This is a genomic window from Sphingomonas sp. 10B4 (assembly GCF_035019905.1).
In the GTDB taxonomy this organism is placed as follows: Bacteria; Pseudomonadota; Alphaproteobacteria; order Sphingomonadales; family Sphingomonadaceae; genus Sphingomonas; species Sphingomonas glacialis.
In genome coordinates this window covers 15,363-28,281 of record NZ_JASJVC010000046.1, presented here as the reverse complement: position 1 = coordinate 28,281, position 12,919 = coordinate 15,363, and the positions used below count along the sequence as shown (strand labels likewise).

Below are 12,919 nucleotides of genomic sequence, written 5' to 3'. Positions count from 1 at the left end.
GTCATCGATCCTGCAGATTACAGAATCATGGCTTGAGCGAGCGACGATTTTGCGGGTCGTCAAGCAGACGGAGTATACCGCGCAATCATCGAGCTTCTTGGCGTCCGATGACTGAGAGTTTTGCGCTCCCGCCGTGACCGGGAACGATCCATGACAGACACCCTCCAGCGATTGCTGGTCAAGCTGAAGCGACGCAGTCGGTTCGACGCCGCTGACGAGGCGGCGTTGCTGGGGCTGCCCTTCACCGTCAAGACGCTCGAGCCGGGCCACTATCTCGTCCGTCAGGGTGAGCGCGCAGACTTCACCTGCGTGCTGCTCGAGGGCTTCGCCTATCGCCAGAAGATCGTCGGTGACGGCGGGCGGCAGATCATCGCGCTGCAAGTGCCGGGCGACGCGGTCGATCTGCAGAACTCGCTGCTCAAGATCGCCGATCACAGCGTCCAGGCGCTGACCGCGATCACGATGGCGCGGATCCCGCGCGTCGACTTGCTTGATATTGCGGCACGATACCCCGCAATCGCGCACGCCTTCTGGCTCGACACGCTGGTCGACGGGTCGATTGCGTGGGAATGGATCGCCAATATCGGACGGCGCGACGCGCAGATGCGGCTGGCGCATCTGTTGTGCGAATGCGCGGTGCGGCTCGAAGTGGTCAATGCGGCGAGCGGCGATAGCGACACGCTGCCGATGACGCAGGAACAGATCGGCGATGCGCTCGGGCTGACCCCAGTGCACGTCAACCGGATGCTCAAGCTGCTCGAGCAGGACGGGCTGATCGCGCGGCGCGCGCGGACGATCGTGATTCTCGACGCGGTGCGGCTGCGCTCAGTGGCCGATTTTCAATCGGCCTATCTGCATTTGAACTTGCTGGAGGATTGAGCCGGGGTCGCGCGTCTCGGCCCATAATTACCCTCCACCGTCACCCCGGCCTTGTGCCGGGGCCCACCGTGCCGCGCGTGCTGCGGTCGTAGTGCGCGTATCCCGGTGGACCCCGGGACGAGCTCGGGGTGACAGTTTGGGAATAGGGGGAGCCTTGGGGGCAGGGACGCGGGAGTAAATCCCGCGTCTGGCGTCGGACGGGTTCGCGTGCCGCGACCCGCCGGCCGGTCGGGGCCGTCTCGCAGATAGCTTGCGCTATCTGCGTGCGGCCTTCCGACTTACGACTTGCTGCGTTCGACCTGCTCGAATTCCAGCTCGACCGGCGTCGCACGCCCGAAGATCGACACCGACACCTTGACGCGGCTGCGATCGAAATCGAGCTCTTCGACGATGCCGTTGAAGCTTGCGAACGGACCATCGAGCACCTTGACCGAATCGCCGATCTCGAAGTCGACCTTGACCTTCTGCTTGGGCGCGGCAGCGGCGGCTTCGTCCTTGGTACTGAGCATCCGCGCCGCTTCCGATTCCGGAATCGCCTGCGGCTTGCCGTTCGGCCCGAGGAAGCCGGTCACCTTCGGGGTGTTCTTGACGAGGTGATAGACGTCGTCGTTCATGTTGAGCTTGGCGAGCACGTAGCCCGGCATGAACTTGCGCTCGACGAGGATCTTCTTGCCGCGGCGCGCCTCGGTGATCGTCTCGGTCGGGACTTCGATCTGCTCGACGAGCTGCTCGAGGCCCATGCGGGTCGCCTCGGCCATGATCGAATCGCGGACCTTGCCCTCGAAACCCGAATACGCGTGAATGATGTACCAGCGTGCCATGTGTCTTTTACCTAGATTATTTGGCGAGGCTGAGCAGCAGGTGGACGATCGCCTCGAAGCCGGTGTCGACGATGAAGAAGAACAGGCCGAGCAGCGTCGTCATGATGACGACCATCACGCCGGTCATGATCGTCTCGCGCCGGGTCGGCCACACGACCTTCTTGGTCTCGGCCTGGACCTGTCGGATGAATTCGAGGGGGGTCGTCTTCGCCACGGTCTGTGCACTCATGTTCTTTTTAGCCGAAACGGACATGGGCCCGCCGTCCGGACCTGCCAAGGCCCGATGACGAGAATTCCCAATTTCGGAATGATAGCGGCGTAGCGCGTGTGCGGTACGAAATCAAGCGGCGGGGCGGGGGGCGGTCACCGGAGTAAATCCGGTTACTCGTCGGACGGGATCGCTGTAGCGACCCGCCGGCCGGCCTTGCGCGTCTCGGGATTAGCTTCGCTAATCTCGTGCGCGCGGCGGCTGGCAGGGGAGCTCGGACTCGAACCGAGGGCCTTCGGTTTTGGAGACCGACGCTCTAACCAACTGAGCTACACCCCTATCAGGTGGGCTCGTTTAGCGAGAGGTTGCCTCCGCTGCAAGCACCCTCATGCAGCTTCGCGATTCTGCGCTGCACGCGCCGCCAGGACGCGCGCTTCCTCGACCGGGAGCGGGCGGCCGAAATAATAGCCCTGGACCTTGGTGCAGCCCAATTCCTGGACCATCAGATGCTCGTCCTCGGTCTCGACCCCTTCGGCCGTTGTCGCCATGCCGAGACTCTGCGCGAGTGCGACCACCGCGCGGATGATCGCGATCGCCTCGGGCACCTTCTTCGATGCGCTGATGACGAAGCTGCGGTCGATCTTGATCGTCGAGAAGCGCGTACGGCTGAGATAGCCGAGCGACGAATAGCCCGTCCCGAAATCGTCGAGGCTCAAGCGCACGCCGAGATCGAGGATCCGTTCGAGCACCTTCACCGCGCCGGTATCGTCGCGCATGAACACGCTTTCGGTCACTTCGAGCTCGAGCCGGCGTGCGGGCAGCCCGCTGTTCGCCAGCGCCGAGGCGACCACCGCGACGAACCCCGGATTGTGGAGCTGTTCGGGCGAGACGTTGACCGCGACGCGCGCGTCGCCCGGCCATTTCGCCGCTTCGGCACATGCCGAGCGCAGCACCCATTCGCCGATCGGCGCAATCAGTCGTGCATCCTCGGCGAGCGGGATGAACTTGACCGGCGAGATCGGCCCGAGCTCGGGATGCGTCCAGCGCACCAGCGCCTCGAACCCCGTCAGTCGGCCGCTCCCGGCATCGACGACCGGCTGGTAGGTGAGGTGCAGCTCGTCATTGGTCAGCGCCTTGCGCAGCGCTTGTTCGAGCACCCGGCGTTCTTCGGCCGCGACGTGGAGCTGTGGTTCGTAATGGTGGAATTTGCCGCCGCCGGCGTCCTTCGAGCGGTACAGCGCAAGGTCGGCCGAGCGAATCAGCATCTCGGTGGTGCGGCCATCGCGCGGGCCGGTCGCGACGCCGACGCTTGCGCCGGTGTAGAGGGTGTGATGATCGATATCGTACGGGCGGGCGAGTGCGTCGACGATCGTCTGCGCGAGCGTCTCGAGTCGTTGCGTATCGCTCGCGTCGCGCACCACGACGGCGAATTCATCGCCGCCGAGCCGTCCGATGACTTCGTTCGCGCCCATCAGCGTCGTGAGGCGTTCGGCGACACGGCTCAGCAAGCGGTCGCCGATCGGGTGACCCAGCGTGTCGTTGACCGCCTTGAAGCGATCGAGGTCGATCATCATGAAGGCGCAGCGACTGCCCCATTTCTCCGCATCGGCCATCGCGTGCGACAGCGCTTCGTTGACGTGGAGGCGGTTGGGCAAGCCGGTGAGCGTGTCGAACCGCGCCATGCGGTTGATCTTGTCGGCTGAGGCGCGCTGTTCGGTGACGTCGGCGCCGACGCCGCGAAAGCCAAGGAATGCACCGTGCTCGTCATAGCGCGGGTTGGCGGCGATTTCGTACCAGCGCTCCTGCTCGGCGACGTTGACCGGCAGCACGAGCCCGCGAAACGCCGTGCGGCCTTTGAGATTTTCGGCAAGCGTGCGCAGCGCAGGCGCGAAACTGCCCGAATCCCAGGTCTTCCCGGCGAGCACTTCGAGCAGCGACTTGCCGTTCACGCCAACGGGGTCGAGCCCGACTGACAAGGCAAAGCGCGGCGATGCGCGCACGACGCGGCGCGCAGCATCGGTTTCCCACAGCCAGTCGGCGCTCTCGTCCTGCTTCGCTTCGCGCAGCAAAAGGCTGACGGTCTCGTCGCGCTCGGCAAGCGCGATCTCGCCCGAGCGGATGAGCACGAGCGAACGCGCCCGCGTGAAGCAGCCGATCATCAGCAGCGTGGTGAACAAGGCGACCGAGGCGGCAAGGACCGGCCCGGCGATGCGCAGGACCATGACCGAAATCGCCAGGCCGAGGATGCCGAGAAAACTCAACGTCGCGAGCGGGAGTGCCGCCATCGCGACAGCGGATGCAGTCATCAGCACCGACAGCACGATCCACAGCCCGAGCGCCGTGCCGACGTCGGGGTTGAACCCGAACGCGAGCGGCGGGACCGACCAGATTGTGGCGAGCGCGATGCCCTCGATCACGGTGTCGCGCACGGCGGCGAGCGTCGCCGCGCCGCGCTGCTTGGCGGCAAGCCGGCGGAAGGTGATCGCGACCGAAATCGCGGCGACCACCGCACCCCAGCAAGCGAGCGCCCAAAGCGGTGCGCTTCGCTGGAGAATCAGTGTGACCATCGCTGCACCGATCACGTTGGCGGCGAGCAAGAACAGCGCCAACTGCCCACCGGCATGGACTTGCGCCGCGCGGATCGGCGCCCAGTCGGTGGTGTCCGCCGGATCGTACAGCCCAAGCAGTGCTCGCGCGTCGATATGCGGCTTGGCGAATTGGGATGTGTTTTCGGTGCTCACGCGCCCGCTATACCGCAAGGAGCCTTACCGGAAGGTTAGGCGCAGGCGTTTGCCGGGGAGGGGCGCGGCGTATCCGCGCGCGCCCTATCCGCAGCGGCGGGGCTTACGCCGCCAGGTCGTACGGCTTGATATCGCCGTTGAGATAGAGGTTGCGCGCCTTGGCGCGGCTGAGCTTGCCCGAGCTGGTGCGCGGCAGCGTGCGCGGCGGGATCAGTTCGATCACGCAGTTCATGCCCGTCACCGAGCGGACGCGCTCGCGGATTTCCTCGCGCAGGCGGACGCGCTCGGCATCGTCCGAGCTGCGGCACTGGACGAGCACCGCGGGGGTTTCCTCGCCGCCCGGCGTGGTGATCGCAAAGGCAGCGATGTCGCCCGCCTTGAAACCGGGGAGCTGCTCGACCGCCCATTCGATGTCCTGCGGCCAGTGGTTGCGGCCGTTGATGATGATCATGTCCTTGGCGCGACCCACGATGTAGACATAGCCGTCGCTCAGATACCCCATGTCGCCGGTGTCGAGCCAGCCGTCGACGAGGCACGCGTCGGTCGAAGCCTGGTCGCGGAAATAGCCGACCATCACCGAGGGGCCCGAGCACCACAATTTGCCGATCGCGCGCTCGGGGAGCGGGGTGCCGTCCTCTTCGCGGATCTCGACCTTCATGTCGCGCACCGGCTTGCCGCAATTGACGATCGCGCGGTAGCGCTGCGGCCGGTCCTCGCCGGCGGCGACGCCCGAAAGCTGCGTTTCCTCGACCAGCTCGACGCGGATGCCTTCGGTCGGGGGCATGATCGAGACGGCGAGCGTCGCTTCGGCCAGACCGTAGCTCGGCAGGAAGGCGCTCGCCTTGAAGCCGGCATCGGCGAAGGCGTCGACGAAGCTCTGCATCACGTCGGGGCGGATCATGTCGGCGCCATTGCCCGCGAGCCGCCAGCGCGACAGGTCGAAGCGCTCGGACGCCTTGGTCTGGCTCGACATGCGGCGTGCGCAAATGTCGTAGCCGAAGGTCGGCGAATAGCTGATCGAGGTGCCCGGGTTGCGGCTGATCATGTCGAGCCACGCGAGCGGACGCCGCGCGAAATCCTCGGTCTTGAGATAATCGGTCGAGACCTGGTTGGCGACCGGCGAGAGGAAGCAGCCGACCAGCCCCATGTCGTGATACCAGGGCAACCACGAGATGCAGCGATCGCCGTCGATGAGCTGCATGCCATGCGCGTGCGCCGCGAGATTGTTGAGCAAGGCGTGGTGCGTGATCGCGACGCCGTGCGGGAAGCGCGTCGAGCCGCTCGAATATTGCAGATAGGCGATGTCGTCGCCCTTGGCCTGCGGCAGCGCGACGTCGGGCGCGGCGCGCATCGCGAGTTCCGACCAGTCGATGCCGGTGATGCCCGCGACCTTCGCAGCGTCGGCGCCCATCTGCGCGAGCTCGGGCGGGTAGATCAGCAGGGTGGGATCACAGCTGGTGAGCTGGACGCGCAATTGCTCGATATACGAATCGCGCCCGCCGAACGATGTCGGCAGCGGCAGCGGGACGGGCCAGGCGCCAGCGTAGATGACACCGAAGAAAAGCGCGGCGAATTCGGGGCTGGTCTCGGCGACGACGGCGATGCGGTCCTCGGGCCGGATTCCCGATGCGATGAGGCGACGCGCGACCACCTGCGCATCCTCGCGCAGTTCGGCGAACGGATAGGGCCGCGCGAGCGCGCCGCGGGCATCATGAAAATTCAGGCCACGGACGCCGGTTGCGGCATAATCGAGCGCTGCCCCCAGCGTTTCGAAATCGGCAAAACGACGCAAAAGCGTGTCTTCGGTCGGCGTCGCGAGCAGGGCAGGCGGAGCGGCTGCACCCTTCCGCTCGTCCGACTGCGTATCTATCGTCTTGAAATTCATTGGTCTTTGCGCCCTTGATCGCGGCATCCTGCGTTGGCCGCGCCTCTATGTCTCGTCTTCAGCACGCACCCCTGCTTATGCCAAGCGTTCAAAATCGGGACCGACTATGGCACAATGATGGCGTCATGCACGATCAAGCCCCGAAACGATCCGCTCGCAAAGAGATACGCGTTGCGCCGCCGTTAGATGCGGCGGCGCTCGAACGGCTCGCTTTACGCTATGTCGAGCGCTTTGCGACGACGCGTGCCCGGTTGACGGCGTACCTCGTCCGCAAGATCCGCGAGCGCGGCTGGGACGGGGCGCACGCGGCGCCCGAAGCGCTCGCCGAAAAGCTCGCCGAACTCGGCTATATCGACGATCGCGCCTTTGGCGAGGCGCGCGCCGCGGCGATGGGGCGGCGGGGCTTGGGCAAGCGGCGCGTGACGGGCGCACTGCACCATGACGGGATCGACGAGGCCGACAGCGCGGCGATCGTTCCCGCGGTTGAGGAGCGCGCTCTCGAGACCGCGCTGGCGTTTGCGCGCCGCAAGCGGATCGGCCCGTTCGCGCTGGCGCAGGCCGAGCGTCCGCTGCGTGAGAAGCATATCGCCGCGATGATTCGCGCCGGCCATGACTATGCCCTTGCCCGACGGATTGCCGCGATGGCCCCCGGCGAAGTTTTCGATACGCTCAGCTAATGAATCCTGTATAGTTCAAATAAAAGTACCGGTTCGGACCGAAGGGCGGAAGATATTGCTTCGCGCTCAGACCGTGCTTATTATTGTGTCGGGGGAAGTGGCGATGCGCAACGAAACGATTCCGGCGCTTGGGGCGCTGGATTGGAAAAAAGAGATGGAGTTTTCCGGCGCAGAGTCGTCGGATTCCGCGCGCGTCTATACTGGCGTGCTCAAATGGTTCGATATGACGCGGGGGTTCGGCTTTCTCGTCGCGGACGATGCGTCGGTCGGCGACATCCTGATCCATTTTTCGGTGCTGCGCCCGCATAACCGCCGCAGCCTGCCCGAGGGCGCGCGGCTCGAATGCCTCGCCGGAATGCGCGACCGTGGCTTGCAGGCGACCGAGATCCTGTCGATCGACCTTTCCAACGCGATCGAGCCGCTCCAGCGCCCGCGCAGCGACGCGCTGCGGAACGATGTGCTCGGCTTGCTCGACCAGGCCGGGCCTTTTGAACCGGTGACGGTGAAATGGTTCAATCGTCTCAAGGGCTATGGTTTCCTGATGCGCGATGGCGATTCGGGCGATATCTTCGTCCATGTCGAAACGCTGCGGCGTGCAGGCTTTGCCGAGGTCGAGCCCGGCCAACGGCTGCGCGCAAGGATGAGCGCGGGCGACAAGGGGCCGCTTGCGGTGGCGGTCGAAGAGGAAGGCTAAGCGTACCCATGGTTGTTGCAAACGCGCGCGCGGCGGCGCTCGCTTTGGTGTTCGCGACCGCTGGATGCACCGCGGCGCCCACGACTCAAGCTGCCGAGGCGCCCGCCGGGACGATCGCGCTGACGATCGCCAGCAGCAACGGCACGCACGCCTTTGCGGTCGAACGCGCCAAGACCGAGGAAGCACAGCAGCGCGGGCTGATGTTCCGCACCGACATTCCGCTCGATGGCGGGATGCTGTTCGCGCCGTACCCGCCCAAGGGGCCGCCGCGCGAGGCGAGCTTCTGGATGAAGAACACCCCGAGCCCGCTCGACATCCTGTTCATCCGCCCCGACGGGACGATCGCGCGGATCGCCGAAAACACCGTTCCGCAATCCGAAGCGCAGATCCCCTCGGGCGAGCCGGTCAGCGCGGTGCTCGAGCTGCGGGGCGGACGCGCGCTCGATCTGGGGATCAGCGAGGGCGATCATGTCAGCTGGCAAGGGCGCCCGGCGAAGTGATCGCGGTTGAAGGCGGCGCGAGCCCGCGCTAAGCGCTACGCCATGGGCATCAATCTCAATCCTTTCACGTGGTGGACCGGCGCGAGCTGGGGCACGGCATTCGGTCTGCGCGGCAAGGCGCGTGTCGGCGAAGACGCGCTCGGCAACGTCTATTACGAGGGCGGTGCCGACACCGCGGGCAACCCGCGGCGCTGGGTGATCTATAACGGCGTCAACGATGCCAGCCGCGTGCCGCCCGAATGGTTTGGCTGGCTGCACCATCAAGTCGCCGATGTCCCCTCGCGCGCGCTGCCCGCGCCGCGCGCCTGGCAGATCCCCGCCGAGCCCAATCTCACCGGCACGCTTGCTGCGTATCGGCCGAGCGGTGCGCTTGAAAAGGGCGGCGTGCGCGCCGCCGCGACGGGCGATTACGAAGCCTGGACCCCCGACGCGTGATTCGCCGCGCGTTGGTGGGCGTGGTGCTGGTGTCGCTGGCGGTAACCGCCTGCGGCCCGACCAAGACCGCCGCGCCGACGCAGCAGCCGACTCCCGAGACCGCGCTCGACGCCGACACTAGCGCTGCCAATATCGTGACGGTCGATGTCGGTGGCGGCGTCGACCCGAGCTTTGGCGCGACGCCGATGGCGCAGCGCGTCGCGACGCTCGGACTGCTCAACAAGCGCAACGGCGTGGCGCGCGACGTGACGCTCAAGCCCGGTACTGCAGTACGCGTCGGCGATGTCGTGATCCGGCTGCGCGCGTGCGAGCAGACCGCGCCGTGGGAGCAGGAGCATTATACCGGCGCGTTCGTCCAGCTCGACGTGCAGGGCACCGACAAGGTGTGGCGCCGTCCGTTCTCGGGCTGGCTGTTCAAGGAACGGCCCGCGCTCAACGTCGTGCCGCACCCGATCTACGACGTCTGGGTCAAGAGCTGCGCGATGACCTTCCCCGAAGGCGGCCCCGATTCGATCGCGGTCGGCGGTGGGGGCGATCCGAGCGCGAAACCGCGGTCGAGCGCGAAGAAATCGGCGACCGAGACCGACGAAGCCGATGAGCCGATCGCCGAGGATACCGCGGGCGACAACAACGCGAGATAGGCCGCGCGGCTGATCTCGACCGCCCCCAACGAGGCGAGGTGATCGGTCATGAACTGGCAATCGAGCAAGCTGAACCCGCCGACGCGCAGCCGCGCGACGAGCCACGCGATCGCGACCTTCGACGCGTCGCGCGCGCGACTGACCATGCTCTCGCCGAAAAACGCGTGGCCGAGCGCGAGGCCGTAAAGCCCACCGACCAGCGTCTCGCCGTCCCAGACTTCGATCGAATGCGCAAAGCCGAGCGTGTGGAGCATGTTGAAAACCTGTTCGATCGGCCCGTTGATCCAGGTGTCGGGGCGATCCTCGGCCGATTCGGCGCACAAGCGCAGGATGTCGGGGAAGGCACGGTCGGCGGTGACGCGGTAGCGCTCGGTCGCGATCGTCTTGCGCAGCGATTTCGAGAGGTGGAAACCGTCGAGCGGGAGGATCGCGCGGTCGTTGGGCTCGACCCAATAGACGTCGTCGATGTCGCGCCCGTCGGCCATCGGGAAGACGCCGACCGAATAGGCGCCGAGCACGAGATTGGGATCGAGCGGCGTGACGCGCGGTCTCACGCGGCGAGGCGGCGCTCGATCGCCTGCCACAGACTGGCAAATGCCTGCGCCCCCGCCGAGCGTGGCGCGAAGCTGCCGACCGCTTCGCGACGCACGGTGACTTGCTCGACCTGGCTCGCCATCGGGATCACCGGCCAGTCGGGATGCCGCGCGATCGCGTCGGCGTGGAGCTTGCGGCGGCGGTCGACCATCGAATGGACCGGCATGACCTCGACCTTGGCGCCGAGATGCTTGACCACTTCGGCGAGCGCGCGTTCGGACAAAGGCGAGGGGATGACGGGAACGACGATCAGATCGGCGGCGCGCATCACCTGATCGCTCGTCTCGGTCAGGCCGGGCGGGCAATCGAGCAGCACGCGGTCATAATTCTTGCGCAGGCCGACGAGCAGTTTCTGCAGCCGCTTCTTCTTGTCGAGTTCGTGGAACAGCAGATCGAGCCCGCGCAGCGACGCATCCGCGGCGAGCAGGTCGAGCCGCGCGACCGCGGTCTGCTCGATCAGCTTTTCGGGTTCGACATCCTTGGCGAAGACCGATTGCGCTTGTTCGCGCGGCTTGGTGCCGGCGGCGCGGTTCGACAGGAGAAAGCTCGAGGCGGCTTGCGGATCGAGATCCCATAACAGCGTCCGGCGCGACGACAGCGTGGCCGCGCACCAGGCGAGGTTCACCGTCAGCGTCGTTTTGCCGACGCCACCCTTGAGGCTGTAGATCGCGATCGTCGACATGAAGGGTCCTTATCGTATCGAACGACCCATCGTGGCCAATCGCCGCGGCAGAGGCAAGGTTTGGAGGACGGAAAGCCCCGCCCCCGAGGGAGGAGGGGCTTTCCGTGAAAGGATCAGATGTCGCAGAGCTGGGCAGGCTTGCCCGGCTGCGTGAGCGTGACGGCCTTGGGGTTGCCCGTCAGCACATAGCCATCGGCCTTGAGCGGATCGCCGGCCTTTTCGGCGGTGAGCTTGACCGGGGTCGCGTCGGGCTTCGACTTGACCAGCACTTGCTTGTCGCCTTCGAAGAACGTGACGTAGACAAGGCTGTTGTCCTTGCAGCGCAGCGTCGCTTCGGACTTGATCGCGGGCGGCAGCTCGACCGGCGCCTTGTTGGCGAGAACCGACGCCATCGGGTCGGGCGTGACCGAGGTCACTTCGGTCGGCTTGCTGTCGCAGGCCGAAAGGGCAAGGAGCGCGAACGCGGCGGCGGGGAGGAGTCGAGTGGTCATGCCAACGGCTTCGCGCACGCAACATTGTGCGTCAAGAGGGTAGTGTTACTGCGACGTACACTTTCTTGCGTTGCAATAATTCGGTCATCCGAGGTTCATCTTCATTCATGAAACTCATCAAGATCCGGGATTCTGCCAAAGGCGATCTTGGTTCCGATGCGGTCGATTCGCTCGCCGTGCTGCGGACCGAGGCTGACCGCATTGCGCCCGAACTTTTCGTTGATCCGGTCCATCGCGCGGCTGAGCGCGAGCGTGCGGGTTTCGCGCGCGAGCGGGTCGTCGGGGTCGAGCAGGCCGAACAGCGAATCCTGTTCGCCAGCGACAGGTTCGATCTCGGCAAGCGTCACACCGACCATGCGGATCTGGAAATCGCCGCGTCGCGTCCGCCCCGCCGCGATCAGCCGCGGGAACAGCGACTCGAGTGCTGCGAGCACGACGAAGCTGTCCTGCGTCGCGGGCAGTTTGACCGACGTGCGCCAGCTCGACTTGTCGTCCTCGAAACGGGCGTGGAGCACCAGGAGCCGTGCGCGGTACTGCTTGCGGCGCAACCGGCTGGTCGCCTTGAAGGCGAGCCGGCGTGCGGTGAGGCGGACGGGTACGACGCCGCGCTTGCCCGGCGAGAGCACATGGCTGTGGCCGATGCTGCGGCTTTGCGTCGCCTTTTCGGGCAGATCGACGCCGTGGAGCTGGTACCACAGCCGATCGCCATTGGTGCCGCCCCACGCGGTGCCGGCGTCGCGCGGGCGGCGCTCGCAATATTGCCGGATGTCGTTGATCCCGTCCTGCGCGAGCCGCCGCTCCATCTTCGCGCCGATGCCGCTGATGTCGCGCAGTTGCAGATCGTAGAGCCGCTGCGGCAAGCTCGCGGCTTCGAGCACGACGAGCCCGTCGGGCTTCTGCATGTCCGACGCGAGCTTCGCCAGGAGCCGGTTGGGGGCGATGCCGACCGAGCTCGTCAGGCATTCGCCGACATGTGCGAGGATCCCGGCCTTGATCCGCCGTGCGAGCGCGGTCGCCTCGGCGACGCTGTTCTCATTGTCGAGCAGGCGGCAGGCGACCTCGTCGATCGAGCAGACCTTGGTGACGGGAATATGCTTCCAGATCTCGGCGACGATCGCCTCGTGGAATTCGACATATTTGTCGTGGCGGGCGGGGACGACGATCAGCTCGCGGCACAACCGCTTCGCTTCCCAGACGGGCGTGCCGGTGCGGATGCCGAAGCGCTTGGCCTGGATGCTCGCGGCGATCGCGACGGTGGTATCGCTGTCGACGGGCGCAACGAGGATCGGCTTGCCGCGCAATTCGGGCGCGAGCTGTTGCTCGACTGCGGCGAAATAGCTGTTGAGATCGAGGAACAGCCAGCGCAGCGGCCGCGGCGGAAAAACGTGCGCGTCGCGCCCCGGGGGCGCCTCACAGGGAGGCGGGGCGGCGCGCTCGCGGCCGATTTCCGCTCCGTAGGAATCGGCGGCGCGCTGAGCGGCGGACTCGGAAGCGATCGTGAACATTGCAGGAACATATCACGCGCTGCATGCCGGGAACAGGGGCTGCAATAAGCTCTCCCCGCACGCACGGGGCAGGGGAGGCACGCGATCGTCCGGGCGATGCGGTCATGGAGATCGGCGAGAGTCTTCTCGTCATGGCCACCACAACATTCTCGATCCCGCCGAGCCG

Annotated in this window: 13 protein-coding genes, 1 tRNA gene and 1 pseudogene; 6 read left to right on the top strand and 9 right to left on the bottom strand. The window is 66.2% G+C overall.

Annotation, left to right across the window (positions count from 1 at the left end):
• The first annotated feature begins 150 nt into the window (after positions 1 to 150).
• Positions 151 to 879, top strand: a complete 729-nt coding sequence (locus QN347_RS13430; protein WP_133190048.1) for a Crp/Fnr family transcriptional regulator — start codon at positions 151 to 153, stop codon at positions 877 to 879.
• 278 nt (positions 880 to 1,157) lie between these two features.
• Here the strand turns inward: QN347_RS13430 and nusG are convergent, their stop codons facing one another.
• From nusG to QN347_RS13405, 5 genes are all read right to left on the bottom strand, one after another.
• Positions 1,158 to 1,700: a transcription termination/antitermination protein NusG gene (nusG, locus tag QN347_RS13425; protein WP_010185156.1), complete on the bottom strand. Its 543-nt coding sequence runs from the start codon at positions 1,698 to 1,700 to the stop codon at positions 1,158 to 1,160.
• A 16-nt stretch (positions 1,701 to 1,716) separates the two neighbouring features.
• Positions 1,717 to 1,914, bottom strand: a complete 198-nt coding sequence (gene secE, locus QN347_RS13420) for a preprotein translocase subunit SecE (RefSeq protein ID WP_029625164.1) — start codon at positions 1,912 to 1,914, stop codon at positions 1,717 to 1,719.
• A 256-nt stretch (positions 1,915 to 2,170) separates the two neighbouring features.
• Positions 2,171 to 2,247: transfer RNA gene (locus tag QN347_RS13415), tRNA-Trp, on the bottom strand.
• 47 nt (positions 2,248 to 2,294) lie between these two features.
• Positions 2,295 to 4,649: a putative bifunctional diguanylate cyclase/phosphodiesterase gene (locus QN347_RS13410; protein WP_322160508.1), complete on the bottom strand. Its 2,355-nt coding sequence runs from the start codon at positions 4,647 to 4,649 to the stop codon at positions 2,295 to 2,297.
• A gap of 103 nt (positions 4,650 to 4,752) precedes the next feature.
• Positions 4,753 to 6,534, bottom strand: a complete 1,782-nt coding sequence (locus tag QN347_RS13405) for a fatty acyl-AMP ligase (RefSeq protein ID WP_322160506.1) — start codon at positions 6,532 to 6,534, stop codon at positions 4,753 to 4,755.
• 125 nt (positions 6,535 to 6,659) lie between these two features.
• Between QN347_RS13405 and QN347_RS13400 the strand changes: the two genes are divergently transcribed.
• The 5 genes and pseudogenes from QN347_RS13400 to QN347_RS13380 all read left to right on the top strand — a co-directional run.
• Entirely contained in the window at positions 6,660 to 7,211 is a 552-nt protein-coding gene (locus QN347_RS13400; RefSeq protein WP_322160505.1) for a regulatory protein RecX, read from the top strand.
• A 154-nt stretch (positions 7,212 to 7,365) separates the two neighbouring features.
• The gene (locus tag QN347_RS13395; protein ID WP_229839276.1) at positions 7,366 to 7,905 is read left to right on the top strand and encodes a cold-shock protein; all 540 of its coding nucleotides are present in this window, start codon (positions 7,366 to 7,368) and stop codon (positions 7,903 to 7,905) included.
• Positions 7,906 to 7,913: 8 nt separating this feature from the next.
• The gene (locus QN347_RS13390) at positions 7,914 to 8,405 is read left to right on the top strand and encodes a DUF192 domain-containing protein (RefSeq protein WP_322160504.1); all 492 of its coding nucleotides are present in this window, start codon (positions 7,914 to 7,916) and stop codon (positions 8,403 to 8,405) included.
• A 42-nt stretch (positions 8,406 to 8,447) separates the two neighbouring features.
• On the top strand, positions 8,448 to 8,840 hold the full coding sequence (locus tag QN347_RS13385; RefSeq protein WP_133190040.1) for an NADH:ubiquinone oxidoreductase subunit NDUFA12: 393 nt from the start codon (positions 8,448 to 8,450) through the stop codon (positions 8,838 to 8,840).
• A gap of 185 nt (positions 8,841 to 9,025) precedes the next feature.
• Positions 9,026 to 9,259: pseudogene (locus QN347_RS13380) on the top strand (DUF2155 domain-containing protein); the annotation flags it as partial.
• A 35-nt stretch (positions 9,260 to 9,294) separates the two neighbouring features.
• Here QN347_RS13380 and aat read toward each other — a convergent pair.
• The 4 genes from aat to QN347_RS13360 form a co-directional block, all read right to left on the bottom strand.
• Complete coding sequence (gene aat / locus QN347_RS13375) at positions 9,295 to 9,966, bottom strand: leucyl/phenylalanyl-tRNA--protein transferase (RefSeq protein WP_416194507.1); 672 nt, start codon at positions 9,964 to 9,966, stop codon at positions 9,295 to 9,297.
• A gap of 65 nt (positions 9,967 to 10,031) precedes the next feature.
• Positions 10,032 to 10,757 (bottom strand): ParA family protein, encoded by a 726-nt coding sequence (locus tag QN347_RS13370; protein WP_189675492.1) that lies wholly within the window; start codon positions 10,755 to 10,757, stop codon positions 10,032 to 10,034.
• A 113-nt stretch (positions 10,758 to 10,870) separates the two neighbouring features.
• A complete protein-coding gene (locus QN347_RS13365) occupies positions 10,871 to 11,248 on the bottom strand; it encodes a hypothetical protein (protein WP_133190034.1) in 378 nt (125 codons plus the stop codon).
• A gap of 101 nt (positions 11,249 to 11,349) precedes the next feature.
• Entirely contained in the window at positions 11,350 to 12,753 is a 1,404-nt protein-coding gene (locus tag QN347_RS13360) for a type VI secretion protein ImpB (RefSeq protein ID WP_322160500.1), read from the bottom strand.
• Positions 12,754 to 12,919: the final 166 nt, after the last annotated feature.

Coding starts and splice junctions, on each gene's coding strand:
- QN347_RS13430 (WP_133190048.1), top strand. CDS start 151: ATGACAGACACCCTCCAGCGATTGCTGGTCAAGCTGAAGCGACGCAGT.
- nusG (WP_010185156.1), bottom strand. CDS start 1,700: ATGGCACGCTGGTACATCATTCACGCGTATTCGGGTTTCGAGGGCAAG.
- QN347_RS13405 (WP_322160506.1), bottom strand. CDS start 6,534: ATGAATTTCAAGACGATAGATACGCAGTCGGACGAGCGGAAGGGTGCA.
- QN347_RS13400 (WP_322160505.1), top strand. CDS start 6,660: ATGCACGATCAAGCCCCGAAACGATCCGCTCGCAAAGAGATACGCGTT.
- QN347_RS13395 (WP_229839276.1), top strand. CDS start 7,366: ATGGAGTTTTCCGGCGCAGAGTCGTCGGATTCCGCGCGCGTCTATACT.
- QN347_RS13390 (WP_322160504.1), top strand. CDS start 7,914: ATGGTTGTTGCAAACGCGCGCGCGGCGGCGCTCGCTTTGGTGTTCGCG.
- QN347_RS13385 (WP_133190040.1), top strand. CDS start 8,448: ATGGGCATCAATCTCAATCCTTTCACGTGGTGGACCGGCGCGAGCTGG.
- aat (WP_416194507.1), bottom strand. CDS start 9,966: ATGGCCGACGGGCGCGACATCGACGACGTCTATTGGGTCGAGCCCAAC.
- QN347_RS13370 (WP_189675492.1), bottom strand. CDS start 10,757: ATGTCGACGATCGCGATCTACAGCCTCAAGGGTGGCGTCGGCAAAACG.
- QN347_RS13365 (WP_133190034.1), bottom strand. CDS start 11,248: ATGACCACTCGACTCCTCCCCGCCGCCGCGTTCGCGCTCCTTGCCCTT.
- QN347_RS13360 (WP_322160500.1), bottom strand. CDS start 12,753: ATGTTCACGATCGCTTCCGAGTCCGCCGCTCAGCGCGCCGCCGATTCC.